A 15,067-nucleotide genomic window follows, 5' to 3' on the forward strand; every position below is an offset into this window, starting at 1 on the left:
CTCAAAACGGGATTCAAATGGCAACTTCTAGCGAGAACTCTTCGGGACAAGGACGTTACGCGAGCTATCCGAGCCTGGTAGACCGCGTCGTCCTCATTACGGGCGGCGGAAGTGGCATTGGCGCTTCGTTCGTCGAGCACTTCGTTGCGCAAGGCGCACGTGTGGGCTTTCTCGACATCGACACCAACGCGGGAACGGCTCTGGCCGATTCGCTCAGTGGCGCGCGCCATAAACCGCTCTTCGTCGCCTGCGACGTCACCGACATTCCCGCGTTACACGCGGCCATTGCCGAAGTACGGGCTGCATTTGGACCGATCGAGGTGCTCGTAAACAACGCGGCGAACGATCGCCGCCACGCGCTCGCCGACGTGACGCCCGAGTCGTTCGATGCAGGCGTTGCGGTTAACGTGCGGCACCATCTGTTCGCAGTGCAGGCCGTAGCCGAGGATATGAAGGCGGCACGGGCGGGCTCGATCATTAATCTCGGCTCGCATTGCTGGATGCTCAAGAGCAGCCAGTTCCCGGTTTACGCGATGAGCAAGGCGGCAGTACAGGGCCTGACGCGCGGGTTCGCCAAGGACCTCGGCGCCTACGGAATCCGCGTGAATACGCTTGTGCCGGGCTGGGTGCTGACTGAGAAGCAGCGCAAACTGTGGCTCACCGACGAAGGCCGCGAAGAAATACGACGCGGCCAGTGCATCGACGAGGAAATGGAGCCTGGCGATATCGCGCGCATGGCGCTGTTCCTCGCGGCTGACGACAGCCGCATGATCACGTCGGAGGATATCCTCGTGACAGGTGGCTGGTCGTGATGGCCGACTTTTACTGGGCGATATCGTCCATTGACGAGCGGTAGTGGCATGGCAACTTCCGAGGAAAGCTTGGCCGATCGTGAGTCCGCGATCGCGACCTGGCGCAACCGAGGAAGGCCGGAATGTCGTGGACCATTCCAGCCGAGTTGTCGACTGACCGCTCTTGGCCACAACGACGCGACGTGAATACGATGGACGACCCAAAATCGCTTTCCCTGGCACTGCCCGACGGCTCCACGGTCTCTGCACTCCTCCAAGTGCCGAAGCACGCGCGAACCTTATATGTGTTCGCGCACGGTGCCGGGGCGGGCATGCATCACGCCGGTATGTCGTCATTGGCCGACGCGCTTGCGGCGGTCGATGTCGCCACATTGCGCTACCAGTTTCCGTACATGGAGCGGGGCTCCAAGCGGGTAGACTCGCCGGCCGTAGCCCATGCTGCCGTGCGGACAGCCGTCGCAGAGGCCCGCCGGCGGCTGCCGGCCCTGCCGCTCTTCGCGGGAGGCAGGTCGTTCGGCGGCCGCATGACGTCCCAGGCCCAAGCCATCTCTCCGCTCGACGGCGTCCGAGGCCTCGCGTTCGTCGCGTTCCCGCTGCACCCGGCGGGCGCGCCCGGCGTGGAGCGGGCACGACACCTCGCGGACGTCACGGTGCCGATGCTCTTCCTGCAGGGCACGCGCGACAAGCTGGCCGAGCTTCATCTGCTGAGGCCGGTCGTCGAGACGCTGAGGGCACGCGCCACGCTGCATCTGGTGGACGACGCAGATCATTCGTTCCACGTGCGCGCGTCCTCCGGCCGGACCGACGCGGACGTCGTGCTCGAACTCGCACGGACGATGTCCGAGTGGTTCTTCGCCGAAGCAGAGTTGGTCCGCGCGAACTGAGCAATCGCAGGATTGCTTGTAGCCGCGCGCGACTAGATCAATAACGCGAGCGGCGTTTCCGGAGCAACGCGATTCCGCCAACAACCGCGGTGGCGATAAGCGCCTTGCGCACTAGCCCCGCAGGGTTGTAGCGCAGCTCAGACCGGATGCCCATTTCGCCGAGCACATTCGGCACATAGCCGTGCCGCAAGTCGTCGACGATGCCTTCAACCACGTTGACGCGGTCGGCGGCAATCAGCATCAGCCAGTGGCGAAGATCGTTCTCCGGCAGCTTGTAGGCAACGCGCCTTATCGCGCCCGACAGCCATTTCGGCGGCTGGGCTGTACCGAAGAGCGGCGTGATGCCCGGCCGTTCCGGCGAATAAAACACTTCGACGGTCTGCGCCTGCTGTACGGGCTGCCCCTGCGGCACGTGAATGAAGCGCGGCGGCGTGCGCTCCATCGGGATGGCTGGACGGTTCTTGTGGTCGAGATCCGAGCCCCAGCCGGGGATGCGCTGCAACTCATCGCGGGGCGGACTGTGCCGGTTAAGGTCGTAGTCCATCTGGCGCTCGCAGTCGACGTGTCCGTGGTGTTGCGGGTTGCGCCGCTGCTCGGCAAGATCGCGGCGCGCGATTTCGTTATCCATGGCTGCTCCTTTAATGAGCGACGCTGGTCACCATCGAGCGCGCCGAGCCGGCACGCGGAGGAATCAGCACAGGTTTGATGCAGTTGTCGTACTTGCTCGCGAAGACGTGGTACGCGTCCGAGGCCTCTTCCAGCGGCGCACGGTGGGTAATGATCTCCTTCGGGTTCAAATGCCCCTGGCGGATGTGCTCGATCAGGTGCGGTACATGACGCTTGACCGCCGCCTGGTTCATCCGCATCGTGATGCCCTTGTTCAGCGCGTTGCCGATCGGGACTGCGTTGAAGGTCGGTCCGTAGACGCCAACGATCGACACGTTACCGGCCTTGCGCACCGAGTTGATGGCCCAGAACAGCGCCGTGGCCGAACCCGCTTGCAGCATGGTCCAGCGCCCCGTCAAGGTTTGAGTCAGGCTGCCCGCCGCCTCGCAGCCGACCGCATCGATGCAGACGTCGGCGCCCAGCCAGTCCGTCATCTTCTTGATGTGCAAGGCCACGTCGCTCACCTCGCGAAAATTGACGACTTCGCAGGGAGCGTAGCGGCGCACGAAGTCGAGCCGGTAATCGATATGGTCGACCACGATCACGCGCCCGGCGCCGAACAGCCAGGCCGATCTGGCGGCGAAGATGCCTACCGGCCCGGCGCCGAACACGACGACGGTATCGCCTTCATGGATGTCGCCCATCTCGGCGGCCTGATAGCCGGTCGGCAGCGCGTCCGTCAGCAGTACCGCGTTGTCGTCGTCGATGTCGTCGGGCACCTTGTACGGTCCAACGTCGGCCATCGGCACGCGCACGAATTCCGCTTGGCCGCCGTCGTAACCGCCGGTGGTGTGCGAGTAGCCGTAGATGCCGCCCACCGCAGTCGCTTCGGGGTTGGTGTTGTGGCAGTTGCTGTATAACTCGCGCTGGCAGAAAAAGCACGAGCCGCAGAACAGGTTGAATGGCACGAGCACGCGATCGCCCGGCTTGACGGTCTCGACCGCAGACCCCACCTCTTCGACAATGCCGACGATTTCATGGCCGAAGGTGTGCCCAATGCGCGTGTCGGGTACCAGCCCATGGTATAGGTGCAGATCCGAGCCGCAGATGCAGGCGCGCGTCACGCGGACGATGGCGTCGCCTGGATGCTCGATCAGGGGATCCTGCTTTTGCGACACACGGATGCGGTACGGTCCGCGAAAGTTTGTGGCTAACATAAAACCTCCCTCAGGAATTCTCCACGATCCCGCACATGCGTTCGCAGCACCGTGGCGTGGCTTATCGTTGAGCGAAGGGCGGTCTTGCAGCTACGCCATCGCAAGCGCCCAAGCCCAGAAGAAGTAGCGGTCGTGCGTTTTATTCCTGCCTCCGTGTGTCGCTGTTGCTGCCGGCCACGGCTCGCACGACCCGGAACATCTCGCATTCGTCGTGCCGTCTTCGCAGCGTTGTCCAGCTGCTCAATCGAACTTGATATATCGATGAACAATCCCGGAGCGGGATGCCGTTCGGGCTTTCAGTGCGTATCTTGCTTCTGAGAATTGAGCCACCGTTGCACCGCTCCTGACAGGCGCATTCGGCGATGCTTGCCTTGCTCCCGTTCGCCGGGTCGCGCATGAACGGACTCTCCCCGCTCAGCCACATATCTTTTTAGAAAACGCTCAAGGTCATCAGGCGTTGGATGCGTGCCCCATTCGCTTCCTTCTACAACCGAACTCAAAGCGATCCATGAGTCAAGAGGACCAATGTCTTCTACGACCGCTCCGTCGCTCGTGATACGGATCCGACCGGCCGACACGTCGAAGTCGGCCGCGACTTCCTGATCGCCTGCCGTCACTACCGCTGCTACCCTCTTCATCTTCATAGGACCTCACGCGTCCATGCGCTCGCACTAGTAAGGCGAGAACGCCTCGACTAGCGTAGAACGGCAAAAATGCTGTGGTGCCGATGCATCCTTTGAAAAGTCGTCGGTCTCCGACTTCGCAACTGCGATTGAACATCGGTCATACGCGGAATACGGCTTGCTGCCCTGCCAGGCAACAACGGAATGGATGAGGTGACCAACATGGCAGAAGACACTCCCAACGTAGAAGCACAGGATCAGAGCAAACAGAATTCGCCAATAGAACTGGCTCCCTTCGCGGTCGAATCGACCCCGTTAGAGGGCGAATGCTTCTGGAATGGACAGATTTATTCGAGCGGCGCTTTCATCTGTAGTCCGTCAGGCAGACTGATGTGCAACCGAGGCTCGTGGTGGCCGGCGGGAAGCTGCTGATCGCCCGCGTGCGGATATGAAGCTCACCTGCTGACCGTCCATACTTCTTGAAGAGAATGCCACTCGGTGAAATCTTGCCCATTCGTCGATGGGCCTTTTTCCTTAGTGTTCTAACGAAGCCATCGTTGTTTCTATGTCAAGAAAGCCATACCCTTGATCCGGTTTTGCGACTATCGGTTATGCCTCGGCCTATTCGTTCTCGTCGTCAGTAGCTTCGCCGATATAGAACGATGGTGCGGGTTTGCGTCCCGTGCGGCGCGGACCGTTGCGTTGCGCGCTAACCGTAAAGTTCGCTCCTAGGTGCGCTACGCGTTGGGCGCTATTTCATTGCCGCGAATCGCCATGGCGTTTCGCATCTTCAATCCTTTCGACGCCGCGTGCCGAAGTGCAGATCCACCACGCTGCGGATGTGATACGTCATCTCCGCGACCCCAATGGTCGCGTCGCGCCGTTCAAGCGCGCTCAGCACACGCGAATGTTCGTCTATCGAATGCCTGAGCCAGTTCCGCACCTCGTATTCGCGTCCGCGTGTGAGTCGAATCTTCTCGTGAATCGCCGTCAGCTGCTGCAACAGAAGCCCGTTGCTCGCACCTTCCGCGAGCGTCAGGTGGAAGGCCGTGTCGCATGCCGAGAATCGTTGCCGGTCGTTCGCGGCCAGTGCCTCGACTTGCCCCGCGATCGTCTCGTGCAGACGCGCGACGATGGCGTCGTCGGCACGCTCCACACATAACCGGACGGCCGTGGTTTCGAGGCTTTCGCGCACTTCATACAGTTCGCGAATGTCTCGCGGCGTGAGGTGCTTCACCTGATAGAAGCGCCCCTTGCGTTCGACGAAACCTTCGTCGAGCAACTGCCTCAAGGCTTCGCGCACCGGCGTGCGGCTCACGCCATAGTGCGAGGCGAGTTCCACTTCCTGCAACGGCGCGCCTGCCAGCAGCCGCAATTCGAGAATCTCGGCCTTGATGCTTCCGTACACGCTGCCGCGCAGCGGCCCGTTAGCCACAGCGCCTTGCGGCGCCCAGTCGTCTTCCGACATCGTTCTCCTCAATCGGCCAAGTCCATCGCGCTATCTTTTCGGCATACCGAAAACAAGGTTCATATGTGAAGGATGGGGCGAAATCCGCCCGAATATGCTTGCGACGGATTTTTTATATAGCTAGTGTATACCGAACGCGGCATGCTTTCGTAGGTGGCAGTGAACGTAAAGCCCACAACGGCTACCGCGACTGGGAGCTTCGCAGTGACGAACTGGCTTGGGATCTTCGCGGGAATCGCCATAGTGAGCAGGATGATCGTGAGCGGCACGGCACTCGCCCAGGCGCTGAAAGTCGGCTCGAGGCCGGCGGGCGTTACGTTCACGTCTATCGGCACGGAAGTCGACAACCTCGACCCTGAAGTCGTCGGCGAAGGTCACGCGGTAATGCGCAGCCTCGCCAACGAGCAGATGGCGATCATCGTGATGACGCATGGTGTGGGCTTCGCACGCCACGTTGCGGAGCGCTGGCTGTTTGCGGATCACGGCAAGGTCTTCGAGGAAGGAGCGGCTGAAGCGGTGCTCGGCAATTTGCGGCATCCGCGCATGCAGGGCCGTGTGAAGCGAGTGCTCGAGCATGTCCGATCCCACGACAGGCAGTCCGTGCAGTCGGGCGCGCCCCGCGGCTTGCAGCGGCTTTATCTCGCGGCGGTAGTCAGCTGGTATCGCGTGAGGGATGCGGGCTTGCTTTGGTTGCGGCGTTGCGTTGGCTTCCGAAACGTGCGGCTGCGCGCCCGACGGTGCGCTTGAATGGCTGTTCATGCTCTGCCCAGTACTACCTCGTCTATTGAATAGTGACGCGGACATCCGCGTTACACAACGGCATCCGGCGGCCGCCCCGTCCGGTCAATACTGCAAAGGATGAATATGTTGAACAAAGCCAGCACCCTCGACGCCCCCGCCGTGGATCAGCCCGCTCCGAACCGCGTGCGGGACGTCGTTGCCGCGAACTTCGGCACCTTCTTCGAATGGTTCGATCTGCTCGTGTACGCGATGTTCGCGATCACCGTGTCGAAGTTGTTCTTCCCGACGGGCGACGGGCAGTCCGCGCTGCTGCTGAGTCTACTGACCTTCGCGAGTTCGTTCGTCATTCGTCCGGTCGGCGCGATCGTGCTCGGCGTTATCGCCGACAGGCGCGGACGGCGCTTCGCGCTCAGTCTCGCGGCGCTGTTGATGCTGCTGGGCACGGCGGCGATCGCCGTCGTGCCGACCTACGAGCACGTCGGCTTTCTCGCGCCGGTCATCCTGGTCGCCGGACGCCTGCTGCAAGGCTTCTCGGCAGGCGGGGAATTCGGCGCCGCGAATTCCTTTCTGACCGAGCAGGACAAGAGCCGCATGGCTTTCTTCGGCAGCCTGCAGTTTTCCGCGTCGGGTCTCGCGGTACTGACGTCGTCGCTGTTCGCGTATTGCATCAATCACTATCTGACGACCGAACAGGTCAACTCGTGGGGCTGGCGCCTGCCCTTCGTCTTCGGCTGCCTGATCGGACCGGTGGGCCTGTACATCCGCCGCAAGGTGAGCGAAACGACGGCCTTCGAGCAGACCCGGAAGACCGAACTCTCCCCGCTGCGAGAAACCGCGCGTTCGCACAAGTCGGCTGTGCTGATGGGTGCGATCATCGCCGGCGCGGGCGGACTGGCGAGCTTCATCAACATCTATATGCCGACTTTCGCGATCAACAATCTCGGCGTCACCAAGGATGCGGCTTTCGCCTCGTCGATCGCAAGCGGCATCGTATGCGTGTTGATGCCGCTGGCGGGCGGCATGACGGCCGACCGCTTCGGCACGGTGAAAGTGATGCGTGTCGCGCTTGTCACCGGCATGGTGCTGATCCTGCCGCTGTTCTACATGCTGACGCGGGCGCCCGGTCCGGTCACGCTCGTCGCGTTCCAGTGCATTCTCTCGCTCGTCTTCTACAGCTTCTATTATTCGCCGCTCGGCTCGCTGCTGTCGCAGCTCTTTCCGGCAAGCTGCCGCACGACAGGCGTGTCGCTCGCCTACGTGATCTCGATGACGCTCTTCGGCGGCCTCACGCCGGTGGTGACGAGCATGCTCGTCAAGGCGACCGGCAGCATCATGTCGCCGGCGTGGTATCTGATCGTCGTCTCGTCGCTTGCGCTCTGCGGTCTCGCTGCGAGCAGGAAACGCGTGGTCTGATGCGGCCATTCCGGCGCCACCGCCCTCTCGGTCATCTGGAGCTTTCTCGTTGAAACCCGATCTACCCAAGCAAGTGTCCGTCGCCATCGTCGGCGGCGGGATCATCGGTGTGAGTTGCGCGTACGCGCTGGCCCGCAGGGGCGTAGACGTCGCCGTATTCGAAAAAGGCACGGTGGCCTGCGAGCAGTCGTCGCGCAACTGGGGGTGGATACGCAGCGTCGGCCGCGACGTCCGCGAACTGCCCTTGTCGATCCTGGCGAACAGCATCTGGAAGGAGATTCAGGCGAAAGTCGATGTCGGCTACCGCACCACGGGTCTCGCCTATCTCGCCGCGTCCGACACCGACATGGCCGCTCATGAGATGTGGCTCGACGCGGCCCGCATGAAGGGCGCGCAGGCGCGGCTCGTGCGCGGCGAGGAACTAGCGAAGCTGATTCCACGATCGAAGCGGCCATGGGCCGGAGCGCTGTACAGCGCAACCGATGGCGTTGCGGAGCCGCTCGCCGCCACGCGCGGCATCGCCGGACTGGCCATGGCGAACGGAGCGCGCATCGTCGAGCACTGCGCGGTGCGCGGGCTCGACGTGGCGGCAGGACGCGTCGCGGGCATCGTGACCGAGCACGGACTGGTGAGATGCTCGGACGTCGTGCTCGCGGGCGGCGCGTGGTCGCGGCTCTTCTGCGGCAATTGCGAGATCGATTTCCCGCAACTCAAGGTGCATGCCTCGGTGATGCAGACCGCACCCATCGATGCCGGGCTGGAGCTCGCCATCAACGGCGGCGATTTCACCTGCCGCAAGCGCAGCGACGGCGGCTATACGGTGTCGAAGCTCGGCGCATCGGTCGCGGATCTCACGCCCGACAGCATTCGGCTGAGCACGAAGTTCATGCGCGCGTGGCTCAGTGAGCGCAAGTACCTGAAGCTTCGCCTGGGCCGGCGCTTCTTCGAGGAGCTGAAGGTTCCGAGGCGCTTCGGTCTCGACCGCCCGTCGCCGTTCGAAGCCTGCCGGACGCTCGATCCGGCGGCCAACCTGCCGATGCTCAACGACGCGCTCGAACGCCTGAAGGCGACCTTTCCAAGCTTCGCGGGCGCTTCGATTCTTCGCACGTGGGCGGGCATGATCGACGTGACGCCCGATGCCATACCGGTCATCTCAAACGTGAAGACGCTGCCGGGCTTTCATCTTGGCTCCGGCTTCTCCGGGCACGGTTTCGGCATCGGGCCCGCGGCCGGTGAGATGCTCGCCGATCTGGTGACGGGCGAGCGTCCGCGCGCCGATTCGGGCGACTTTGCCCTCGACCGGTTTTCGTCCAGGGATGTCGGCTTCCTCGCGTCACGCTGATGTACTGTCGCACCGTCCGCTGCGGAACGTCGGACGAACCTTGGTCGCTTCCACGAAGAAGGTTCAGGACGAAGGGATGCGGTCGTCGCCGACGATCACAAGACCTGCCTTAGGAGAGGCGCATTCATGTTGTTACTGGTCAATTCGGGCGGCCCCGCCGCTGTCAGCGAATGGCAGGATCATTTCGCCGAATGCATGCCCGAGCTCACGGTTCGCGGCTGGGACGATCCGGAGGTCGACGACGCCCGGGTGGACTTCGTGCTGGTCTGGGAACCCACGGCGGGCCGTATCGCGCGCATGACTTCGTTGCGGATCGTGTTCAGCGCCGCCGCGGGCGTCGATCACATCGTCTCGGACCTGTCCGTGCCCGCGCATCTGCCGATTGTGCGAATGCTCACGCCCGAAACCACCGAGCGCATGTCCGACTACGTCATGGCCGCATGCTTCGGCATCGTGCGGGAGTTCCCGGCCCTTCACGAAGCGCAGCGGCAACGCCGGTGGAACGACGACCTGATCGGCATTCGTTCGAGCGAAACGACAGTGGCGGTTCTCGGACTCGGCGGACTCGGCGCGGCCTGCGCGCAACGTCTCGCGATTAACGGGTTTCAGGTCAGAGGCTGGTCCCGCACGCCCAAGACGCTCTCGGGCGTGGCGTGTTTCGACGGTGACGCCGCGCTCGATACCTTGCTGGCGGACGCGCACATCGCGGTCAATCTCCTGCCCGACACGCCGCAGACGCGAAAGATGATCGACGCCGCTTTTCTCGCCAAGCTGTCCGCGTGCGCTTCCATTGTGAACGTGGGCCGGGCACCGCAGGTCGTGCTCGACGACGTTCTTGCAGCGCTGGACGCAGGCCGCCTTCGCAGCGCCTGGCTCGACGTATTCGACAAGGAGCCGCTCGATACCGGCAGCCGGCTCTGGTCGCATCCGCGCGTGATCGTCACGCCCCATGTCGCTTCGCTGCCTTCCCGCCGAGCCCGCGCGCGGCAGGTCGCGCAGGCGCTGCGAGACTGGCTGAAAGGGAAACCCCTGCAGCACGTGTACGATCGGACGCTCGGGTATTAGATGCGTCGCCATGGGTCATCTGCGCCCCGACCGCAGACGGTGCAAAGTCCAGGGCGTCAAGAGCGAGTGCGAGACTGCCACAGACAAGTAGTGTCGCGCCGATGCCGGAGCACGGGAAGCAAAAAAGTCGAGACAAAGTTCGACTGCGTCGGCGGCACACCGCGGCTTGCGGCCGCGATGTCGATGCATAACGCCGCCCAGATCGATGACTTGCCAAGCCTCGCGACTCATCGAAGCGTCAGTGTCTGCCGAGAATCCAGCGCTAGAACTTTCCGGCCAGGAAATGGGTAAGAGACGTCAACACCTCATTCGGCGCATCCTCGGGAAGCAGATGGCCGCCGGGCAACCCCTTTCCCGTAACGTCGGTTGCCCATCGGGACCAAGCGTCGATGGGAGATTCGCTTCTGGTCCGCTGCTCGCTCTCGCTCCATAGCACCAGGACCGGACAGGTGAGTTTCCGGCCCGCAGCAAGATCGCTCGCATCATGCTCCAGGTCCTCCGAAGCCGCTGCGCGATAGTCCTCGCACATGACGTGGCGCACGTTCGGATTCCTGAACGCCGTTCGATAAGCGTCGAGAGCCAAGGGATCGATCAGTTCGAGACCGCCCGCCATCTTCTTGAGGGCAGTGTCGAGATAAGCGTCGGGATCCGCTGCAAGCATCCGCTCAGGCAGATCGCCCGGCTGCGCCAAAAAGAACCAGTGCCAGGCATTGAGCGCGAAGGTCTTGTCGACGCTCGCGAATGAATCGAGCGTGGGTATCACGGTCAGCGATGCATACGCGGCGACGCGCTGCGGATGATCGAACGCGAGACGGTATCCCGCACGGGCGCCGCGGTCGTGCCCGACCACGGCGAATCGTTCGTGCCCGAGCCGATCCATCAACGCCACTAACGCGCCGGCTACGCGACGTTTGGTCCATCGAGGCCGATCTTTGCGGGTCCGGCTGTCGCCGTATCCCGGCAGGTCCGGCACGATGACGGTGTGCGACCTCGCGAGCGCCGGAGCGATCAGTCGCCACGCAACGTGCGTTTGCGGGTAGCCGTGCAGCAAGAGAACCGGTGATCCGGTCCCGCCGATTCTGCCGCGAAACGAGACATCGCCCGCCTCGACGTCGAGCCTCGCAAAGCCCGGAAAGAAGTCCTGCCCGACCTCATGCGCCATGGTTATTCCCTCGTCAACGTGACTTCATAGCTGCGACGCCGACCTGACGAACTCGGCCAGATCGCGATTGAAACGCTCGGCTTCCTCGATGAACGGCGCGTGACCCGAGTCCGCATACACCTTGCTAACGATGCGCGGATTCAGCTCGGCAGCCCGAGCCAGGGTCGCGTGCGTGTCGACCAGTGCGTCGTGCCCGCCGTAGATGAAGAGCAGCGGGACGCGCGCCTTGCCGAGCCCCTCTGCAGCGAAGACCGTCATCGTCGGCACTTCCTTCTGCATGTCCCACGATGCCATCGCGGCATTCGCGAGCAGCCGGTCGAATGTTCTTGCGTCAGGCCGATGGTTGAAACACAGACCGACAAACGCGCGCTCACCGTCGAGATGCGTCTTCAGATCCGGCGAATTCATGTCCCGATAAACGTCGGGAAGATCGACGATCTGACCCGGCGCAAGCTCCACCACGCCGTCGACATACACGGCCCCCGCGATCGCGCGATCGCCATGCTTCGCGAGATAGTTCGATATCACCACCCCGCCGAGCGACCAGCCGACCACGACGGGCTTGCGGGCGTGCGAGCCTTCGATCACCGCTGCAAGGTCGTCCGCCCAACGGTTTCCGTCGTGATAGGGCTCGGCGCCGGATGGCTTATCCGACAGACCGTGGCCGCGCAGATCGTACGTAATGATCCGGTACTGGCGCAGTTCGGGACTCTGCACCTGCGCGTCCCAGTTCAGGCGGCTGCCGAGCAGTCCATGCACCAGAATGACCGGCCGGCCGTTGGGGTCGCCGCTTTCCTGAACCGCCAGTTTTACCCCGTCCGTCGATGTAACCGTATAACTGCTCGGTGCTGCGCTCGCGTCAGGTACGGAAGCAAACACCGTCGCCGCAGAGAAAGCGGACATCAAAAAGCGAGGGAACGTTCGTAAGCTCATTGCCTTTCCTGAGAGAGTGTCAGTGCGCCTAGTCTCAACCCTTACACTGATGTGAGAGTCAAGCGAATCGTGCTAACCTGCTTTTCATGAAAGACACGCCTTCACAGGAACTGCTGACGATTGGACAACTCTCGCAACTCACCGGCGCGAGCGTGCGATCGATCCGGCATTACGATGAACACGGTCTGCTCGCCTCGATACGTGCGAGCAATGGCTATCGCATGTTCCCCGAGAAGGCAGTCACGCAGGTCAAGCAGATTCAGCGCATGATCGCGACCGGTTTCACTATCGACGATATTCAGGGCTTTCCGGACTGCATGCTTCTGATCGAAGGCGCACGCTCTTGCGATCAGATCACCGACGCCCAGCGCTCAAGGCTCGAAGCTATCGATCGGCAGATCGCGGACCTCGAAAGGCGCCGCGCGCGGCTCATCAGGACCTTGCAGGAAGGCGCGGTGCCGCCCGTCGAATGACGCGGGCAGGCGACGCAACGATCGACCTCAAACGGGAACATCGGAGGCGGTTTTCTTTCTGCCGATATCCGCACGCAGGCTGTCGTACTCCTCCTGACTGATCGGCGCTGCATCTCGCTGCCCGAGTGCGTTGACGGGCAGCCGATAAGTTTCGCGCGCCGTCCATGCGCCTAACGCCCCGACGCCGCAGACGGTCAGCGTGATCGTCCCCACGATCAACGGAATGTGCTGTGTACCGGGCGGCACGGCGGCCGCGATGAACGCCGGCAGGATCGCGGTGATGGCCGTGCCGATGTTCTGGCCGATCGCCATGGCGGTAACGCGGATACGCGTCGGGAACAATTCGGGCATGAAGCTCGGATAGACCGCGTTGAAGCACTGATACACCACGCCCCACATCACGATAGCGATGGCGATCGCCAGCATCGCATTGTGCAGGCTGATCGCATAGAGGTACGCATAAGACAGCAGGCCCGAGGCAAGCGCGCCGAATATGATGAGCGGCCGGCGTCCCCATCGGTCGGACAGACTGCCTGCAAAGGGAATGAAGAACATCGCAGTGAAATTGGCGAGCAGCGGAATCCAGAGAAAGAAGCCTTTGGAAAAACCGATACCGTAAGCGGGCTGCACCGCATAGGCCGCGCCGAAGATCGAAGTCACCGCAAGGATGATCGCAATCAATGCGATGGCAGCGATGCGGACAATATCCCGCCAGCCATCACGCAATGCTTCCTTGATGGGCGACGCCGGAGTCTGCCTATGCTGCGCTTCATCGACGAAAGCCGGCGTCTCCGACACTTTGCGCCGAATCACATAACCGGCTACGAGCACGAGCACACTCAGCAGGAACGGTATGCGCCAGCCCCATGACAGGAACTGCTTTTCGGGCAGATAGTAAGCGAGCGGCGTGAAGATGGCCGCCGCCAACACCTGGCCGGCGGTCACGCCCTGCATCGCGTAACTGGCAAAGTAGCCGCGGCGGCCGAGCGGCGCATGCTCCAGCACGAGCGAACTGGAACCGGAGATCTCCCCGGCGACCGCGAAGCCCTGAATGAGCCGCAAGACCACGAGCAGGATCGGCGCTGCGAATCCAACTTGCGCGAATGTCGGCAGAAGACCTACAGCGAGCGTCGACAGACCCATCATGAACATGCAGGTAAGAAGCAGGTTCTTGCGGCCATGCGTATCACCACGACGGCCGAGCACGAATGCGCCGACCGGGCGTGCGAGATAACCGACGCCATACGTTGCGAGCGACGCAGCGATCGCAACGCGACTGTCTCCGGACGGAAAGAAAAGTTGCGGAAAGACCAGCGCAGCGGCCTGCGCGTAAATGAAATAGTCGTAGTACTCCAGCGCGGAGCCGATCCACGCGCTCGCGGTGGCGACTCGTGTCTGATTACTGCTCTGCTGATGCGTTGCTGGCATGTGGTCTCCTACATGTGTCGTGTCGATGGTCGCGAACGGGGCTCGCGTAGCGTCGCGCGCTCAGTACGTCGCGCGGCCGCCTGACAGGTCGAAGGTAAAGCCGGTCGTGAAGCTGCATTCGTCGCTCGCAATCCACGCCACCATTGCGGCAATTTCCGGCACGGTAAGGAATCGCCCCATCGGAATGCGTGCTTTGCTGCTCTCGATGTGCTCCGCCGTCATCTCGCGGAAAAGATCCGTTTCGGTAATGGCAGGCGCGATGCCATTGACCGTGACGCCCGTTCCGGCCAGCTCGCGCGCGATCGACTTCGTCAGACCGATGACCCCCGCCTTCGCCGCGGCATAAGCGCAAATGTTCGGATGCCCTTCTTTACCGACGATCGACGCCACGTTGACGATACGTCCCGCGCCGCGCCCGCGCATGTGTGGCACGGCGAGGCGGCAAGTGTGGAAGACGCTGTTCAGATCGACGGCGAGAACGCGATTCCATACCTCGACCGGATAGTCCTGGATCGGCAGGACCGGTCCATTGATACCGGCGTTGTTCACGAGGATGTCGACTTGACCGAAAGACTCGAGCGTGGCGGCGAACGCGGCCTCGACGGAACGTGCATTCGAAAGATCGACAGTCTGCACAAGGGCCGCGAACGACTCGCCGCCTGTTTCGAGCGATGAACAATCGATGTCCCAGCAGGCGATCCGGCAGCCTTCGTCCGCGAGACGCTCCGCGATACCACGCCCGATGCCGCGCGCGGCGCCCGTCACGATGGCCGTGCGCGTTTCGAATCTTCGTGCCGTTACCGGTTTCGTTTCCATATCCGTTTGTTCCTCCATATAACCTGGTTCCCATGCTAGAAGCGCGATGCCGGATCGTCAACGGTCCATCCGCCGTTCATTCAC

Annotated in this window: 15 protein-coding genes; 7 read left to right on the plus strand and 8 right to left on the minus strand. The window is 62.6% G+C overall.

The window, feature by feature from the left end:
* Positions 1-17: 17 nt before the first annotated feature.
* Together NCR37_RS17825 and NCR37_RS17830 are read left to right on the plus strand one after the other, a co-directional pair.
* Complete coding sequence (locus NCR37_RS17825) at positions 18-812, plus strand: SDR family NAD(P)-dependent oxidoreductase (RefSeq protein ID WP_250474249.1); 795 nt, start codon at positions 18-20, stop codon at positions 810-812.
* A gap of 191 nt (positions 813-1,003) precedes the next feature.
* A complete protein-coding gene (locus tag NCR37_RS17830; RefSeq protein WP_250474250.1) occupies positions 1,004-1,696 on the plus strand; it encodes an alpha/beta hydrolase family protein in 693 nt (230 codons plus the stop codon).
* Positions 1,697-1,733: 37 nt separating this feature from the next.
* On the opposite strand, the gene NCR37_RS17835 is transcribed toward NCR37_RS17830, so the two are convergent.
* The 4 genes from NCR37_RS17835 to NCR37_RS17850 all read right to left on the minus strand — a co-directional run bounded on the left by NCR37_RS17835 (position 1,734) and on the right by NCR37_RS17850 (position 5,610).
* Entirely contained in the window at positions 1,734-2,324 is a 591-nt protein-coding gene (locus NCR37_RS17835) for a hypothetical protein (RefSeq protein WP_250474165.1), read from the minus strand.
* A gap of 10 nt (positions 2,325-2,334) precedes the next feature.
* A complete protein-coding gene (locus tag NCR37_RS17840) occupies positions 2,335-3,519 on the minus strand; it encodes a zinc-dependent alcohol dehydrogenase (protein WP_250474166.1) in 1,185 nt (394 codons plus the stop codon).
* A gap of 296 nt (positions 3,520-3,815) precedes the next feature.
* Positions 3,816-4,163 (minus strand): hypothetical protein, encoded by a 348-nt coding sequence (locus NCR37_RS17845; protein ID WP_250474167.1) that lies wholly within the window; start codon positions 4,161-4,163, stop codon positions 3,816-3,818.
* Positions 4,164-4,932: 769 nt separating this feature from the next.
* Positions 4,933-5,610, minus strand: coding sequence for a GntR family transcriptional regulator (locus tag NCR37_RS17850; RefSeq protein ID WP_250474168.1), 678 nt, complete (start codon positions 5,608-5,610; stop codon positions 4,933-4,935).
* A 204-nt stretch (positions 5,611-5,814) separates the two neighbouring features.
* On the opposite strand from NCR37_RS17850, the gene NCR37_RS17855 reads away from it, so the two are divergent.
* The 4 genes from NCR37_RS17855 (at position 5,815) to NCR37_RS17870 (ending at position 10,171) form a co-directional block, all read left to right on the plus strand.
* Complete coding sequence (locus NCR37_RS17855) at positions 5,815-6,357, plus strand: ATP-binding cassette domain-containing protein (protein WP_250474169.1); 543 nt, start codon at positions 5,815-5,817, stop codon at positions 6,355-6,357.
* Between the two features lie 117 nt (positions 6,358-6,474).
* Positions 6,475-7,764, plus strand: coding sequence for an MFS transporter (locus NCR37_RS17860; protein ID WP_250474170.1), 1,290 nt, complete (start codon positions 6,475-6,477; stop codon positions 7,762-7,764).
* A gap of 49 nt (positions 7,765-7,813) precedes the next feature.
* Complete coding sequence (locus tag NCR37_RS17865; protein ID WP_250474171.1) at positions 7,814-9,106, plus strand: NAD(P)/FAD-dependent oxidoreductase; 1,293 nt, start codon at positions 7,814-7,816, stop codon at positions 9,104-9,106.
* A 126-nt stretch (positions 9,107-9,232) separates the two neighbouring features.
* Positions 9,233-10,171 (plus strand): 2-hydroxyacid dehydrogenase, encoded by a 939-nt coding sequence (locus NCR37_RS17870; protein WP_250474172.1) that lies wholly within the window; start codon positions 9,233-9,235, stop codon positions 10,169-10,171.
* Positions 10,172-10,433: 262 nt separating this feature from the next.
* On the opposite strand, the gene NCR37_RS17875 is transcribed toward NCR37_RS17870, so the two are convergent.
* Positions 10,434-11,333, minus strand: a complete 900-nt coding sequence (locus NCR37_RS17875) for an alpha/beta fold hydrolase (RefSeq protein WP_250474173.1) — start codon at positions 11,331-11,333, stop codon at positions 10,434-10,436.
* A 24-nt stretch (positions 11,334-11,357) separates the two neighbouring features.
* Positions 11,358-12,266, minus strand: a complete 909-nt coding sequence (locus tag NCR37_RS17880) for an alpha/beta fold hydrolase (protein WP_250474174.1) — start codon at positions 12,264-12,266, stop codon at positions 11,358-11,360.
* An 86-nt stretch (positions 12,267-12,352) separates the two neighbouring features.
* Here NCR37_RS17880 and NCR37_RS17885 point away from each other — a divergent pair, with 86 nt between their 5' ends.
* On the plus strand, positions 12,353-12,739 hold the full coding sequence (locus NCR37_RS17885) for a MerR family transcriptional regulator (protein WP_250474175.1): 387 nt from the start codon (positions 12,353-12,355) through the stop codon (positions 12,737-12,739).
* Between the two features lie 27 nt (positions 12,740-12,766).
* Here the strand turns inward: NCR37_RS17885 and NCR37_RS17890 are convergent, their stop codons facing one another.
* The gene (locus NCR37_RS17890) at positions 12,767-14,167 is read right to left on the minus strand and encodes an MFS transporter (protein WP_250474176.1); all 1,401 of its coding nucleotides are present in this window, start codon (positions 14,165-14,167) and stop codon (positions 12,767-12,769) included.
* A gap of 60 nt (positions 14,168-14,227) precedes the next feature.
* The gene (locus NCR37_RS17895) at positions 14,228-14,983 is read right to left on the minus strand and encodes an SDR family NAD(P)-dependent oxidoreductase (protein WP_250474177.1); all 756 of its coding nucleotides are present in this window, start codon (positions 14,981-14,983) and stop codon (positions 14,228-14,230) included.
* Positions 14,984-15,067 lie beyond the last annotated feature (84 nt).

It is taken from the genome of Caballeronia sp. GAFFF1, assembly GCF_023630705.1.
Lineage (GTDB): Bacteria > Pseudomonadota > Gammaproteobacteria > Burkholderiales > Burkholderiaceae > Caballeronia.

Excerpts from the sequence above, each read along its gene's own strand:
- NCR37_RS17825 (WP_250474249.1), top strand. The coding sequence starts at position 18 with ATGGCAACTTCTAGCGAGAACTCTTCGGGACAAGGACGTTACGCGAGC.
- NCR37_RS17830 (WP_250474250.1), top strand. The coding sequence starts at position 1,004 with ATGGACGACCCAAAATCGCTTTCCCTGGCACTGCCCGACGGCTCCACG.
- NCR37_RS17835 (WP_250474165.1), bottom strand. The coding sequence starts at position 2,324 with ATGGATAACGAAATCGCGCGCCGCGATCTTGCCGAGCAGCGGCGCAAC.
- NCR37_RS17840 (WP_250474166.1), bottom strand. The coding sequence starts at position 3,519 with ATGTTAGCCACAAACTTTCGCGGACCGTACCGCATCCGTGTGTCGCAA.
- NCR37_RS17845 (WP_250474167.1), bottom strand. The coding sequence starts at position 4,163 with ATGAAGATGAAGAGGGTAGCAGCGGTAGTGACGGCAGGCGATCAGGAA.
- NCR37_RS17850 (WP_250474168.1), bottom strand. The coding sequence starts at position 5,610 with ATGTCGGAAGACGACTGGGCGCCGCAAGGCGCTGTGGCTAACGGGCCG.
- NCR37_RS17860 (WP_250474170.1), top strand. The coding sequence starts at position 6,475 with ATGTTGAACAAAGCCAGCACCCTCGACGCCCCCGCCGTGGATCAGCCC.
- NCR37_RS17870 (WP_250474172.1), top strand. The coding sequence starts at position 9,233 with ATGTTGTTACTGGTCAATTCGGGCGGCCCCGCCGCTGTCAGCGAATGG.
- NCR37_RS17875 (WP_250474173.1), bottom strand. The coding sequence starts at position 11,333 with ATGGCGCATGAGGTCGGGCAGGACTTCTTTCCGGGCTTTGCGAGGCTC.
- NCR37_RS17880 (WP_250474174.1), bottom strand. The coding sequence starts at position 12,266 with ATGAGCTTACGAACGTTCCCTCGCTTTTTGATGTCCGCTTTCTCTGCG.
- NCR37_RS17885 (WP_250474175.1), top strand. The coding sequence starts at position 12,353 with ATGAAAGACACGCCTTCACAGGAACTGCTGACGATTGGACAACTCTCG.
- NCR37_RS17890 (WP_250474176.1), bottom strand. The coding sequence starts at position 14,167 with ATGCCAGCAACGCATCAGCAGAGCAGTAATCAGACACGAGTCGCCACC.
- NCR37_RS17895 (WP_250474177.1), bottom strand. The coding sequence starts at position 14,983 with ATGGAAACGAAACCGGTAACGGCACGAAGATTCGAAACGCGCACGGCC.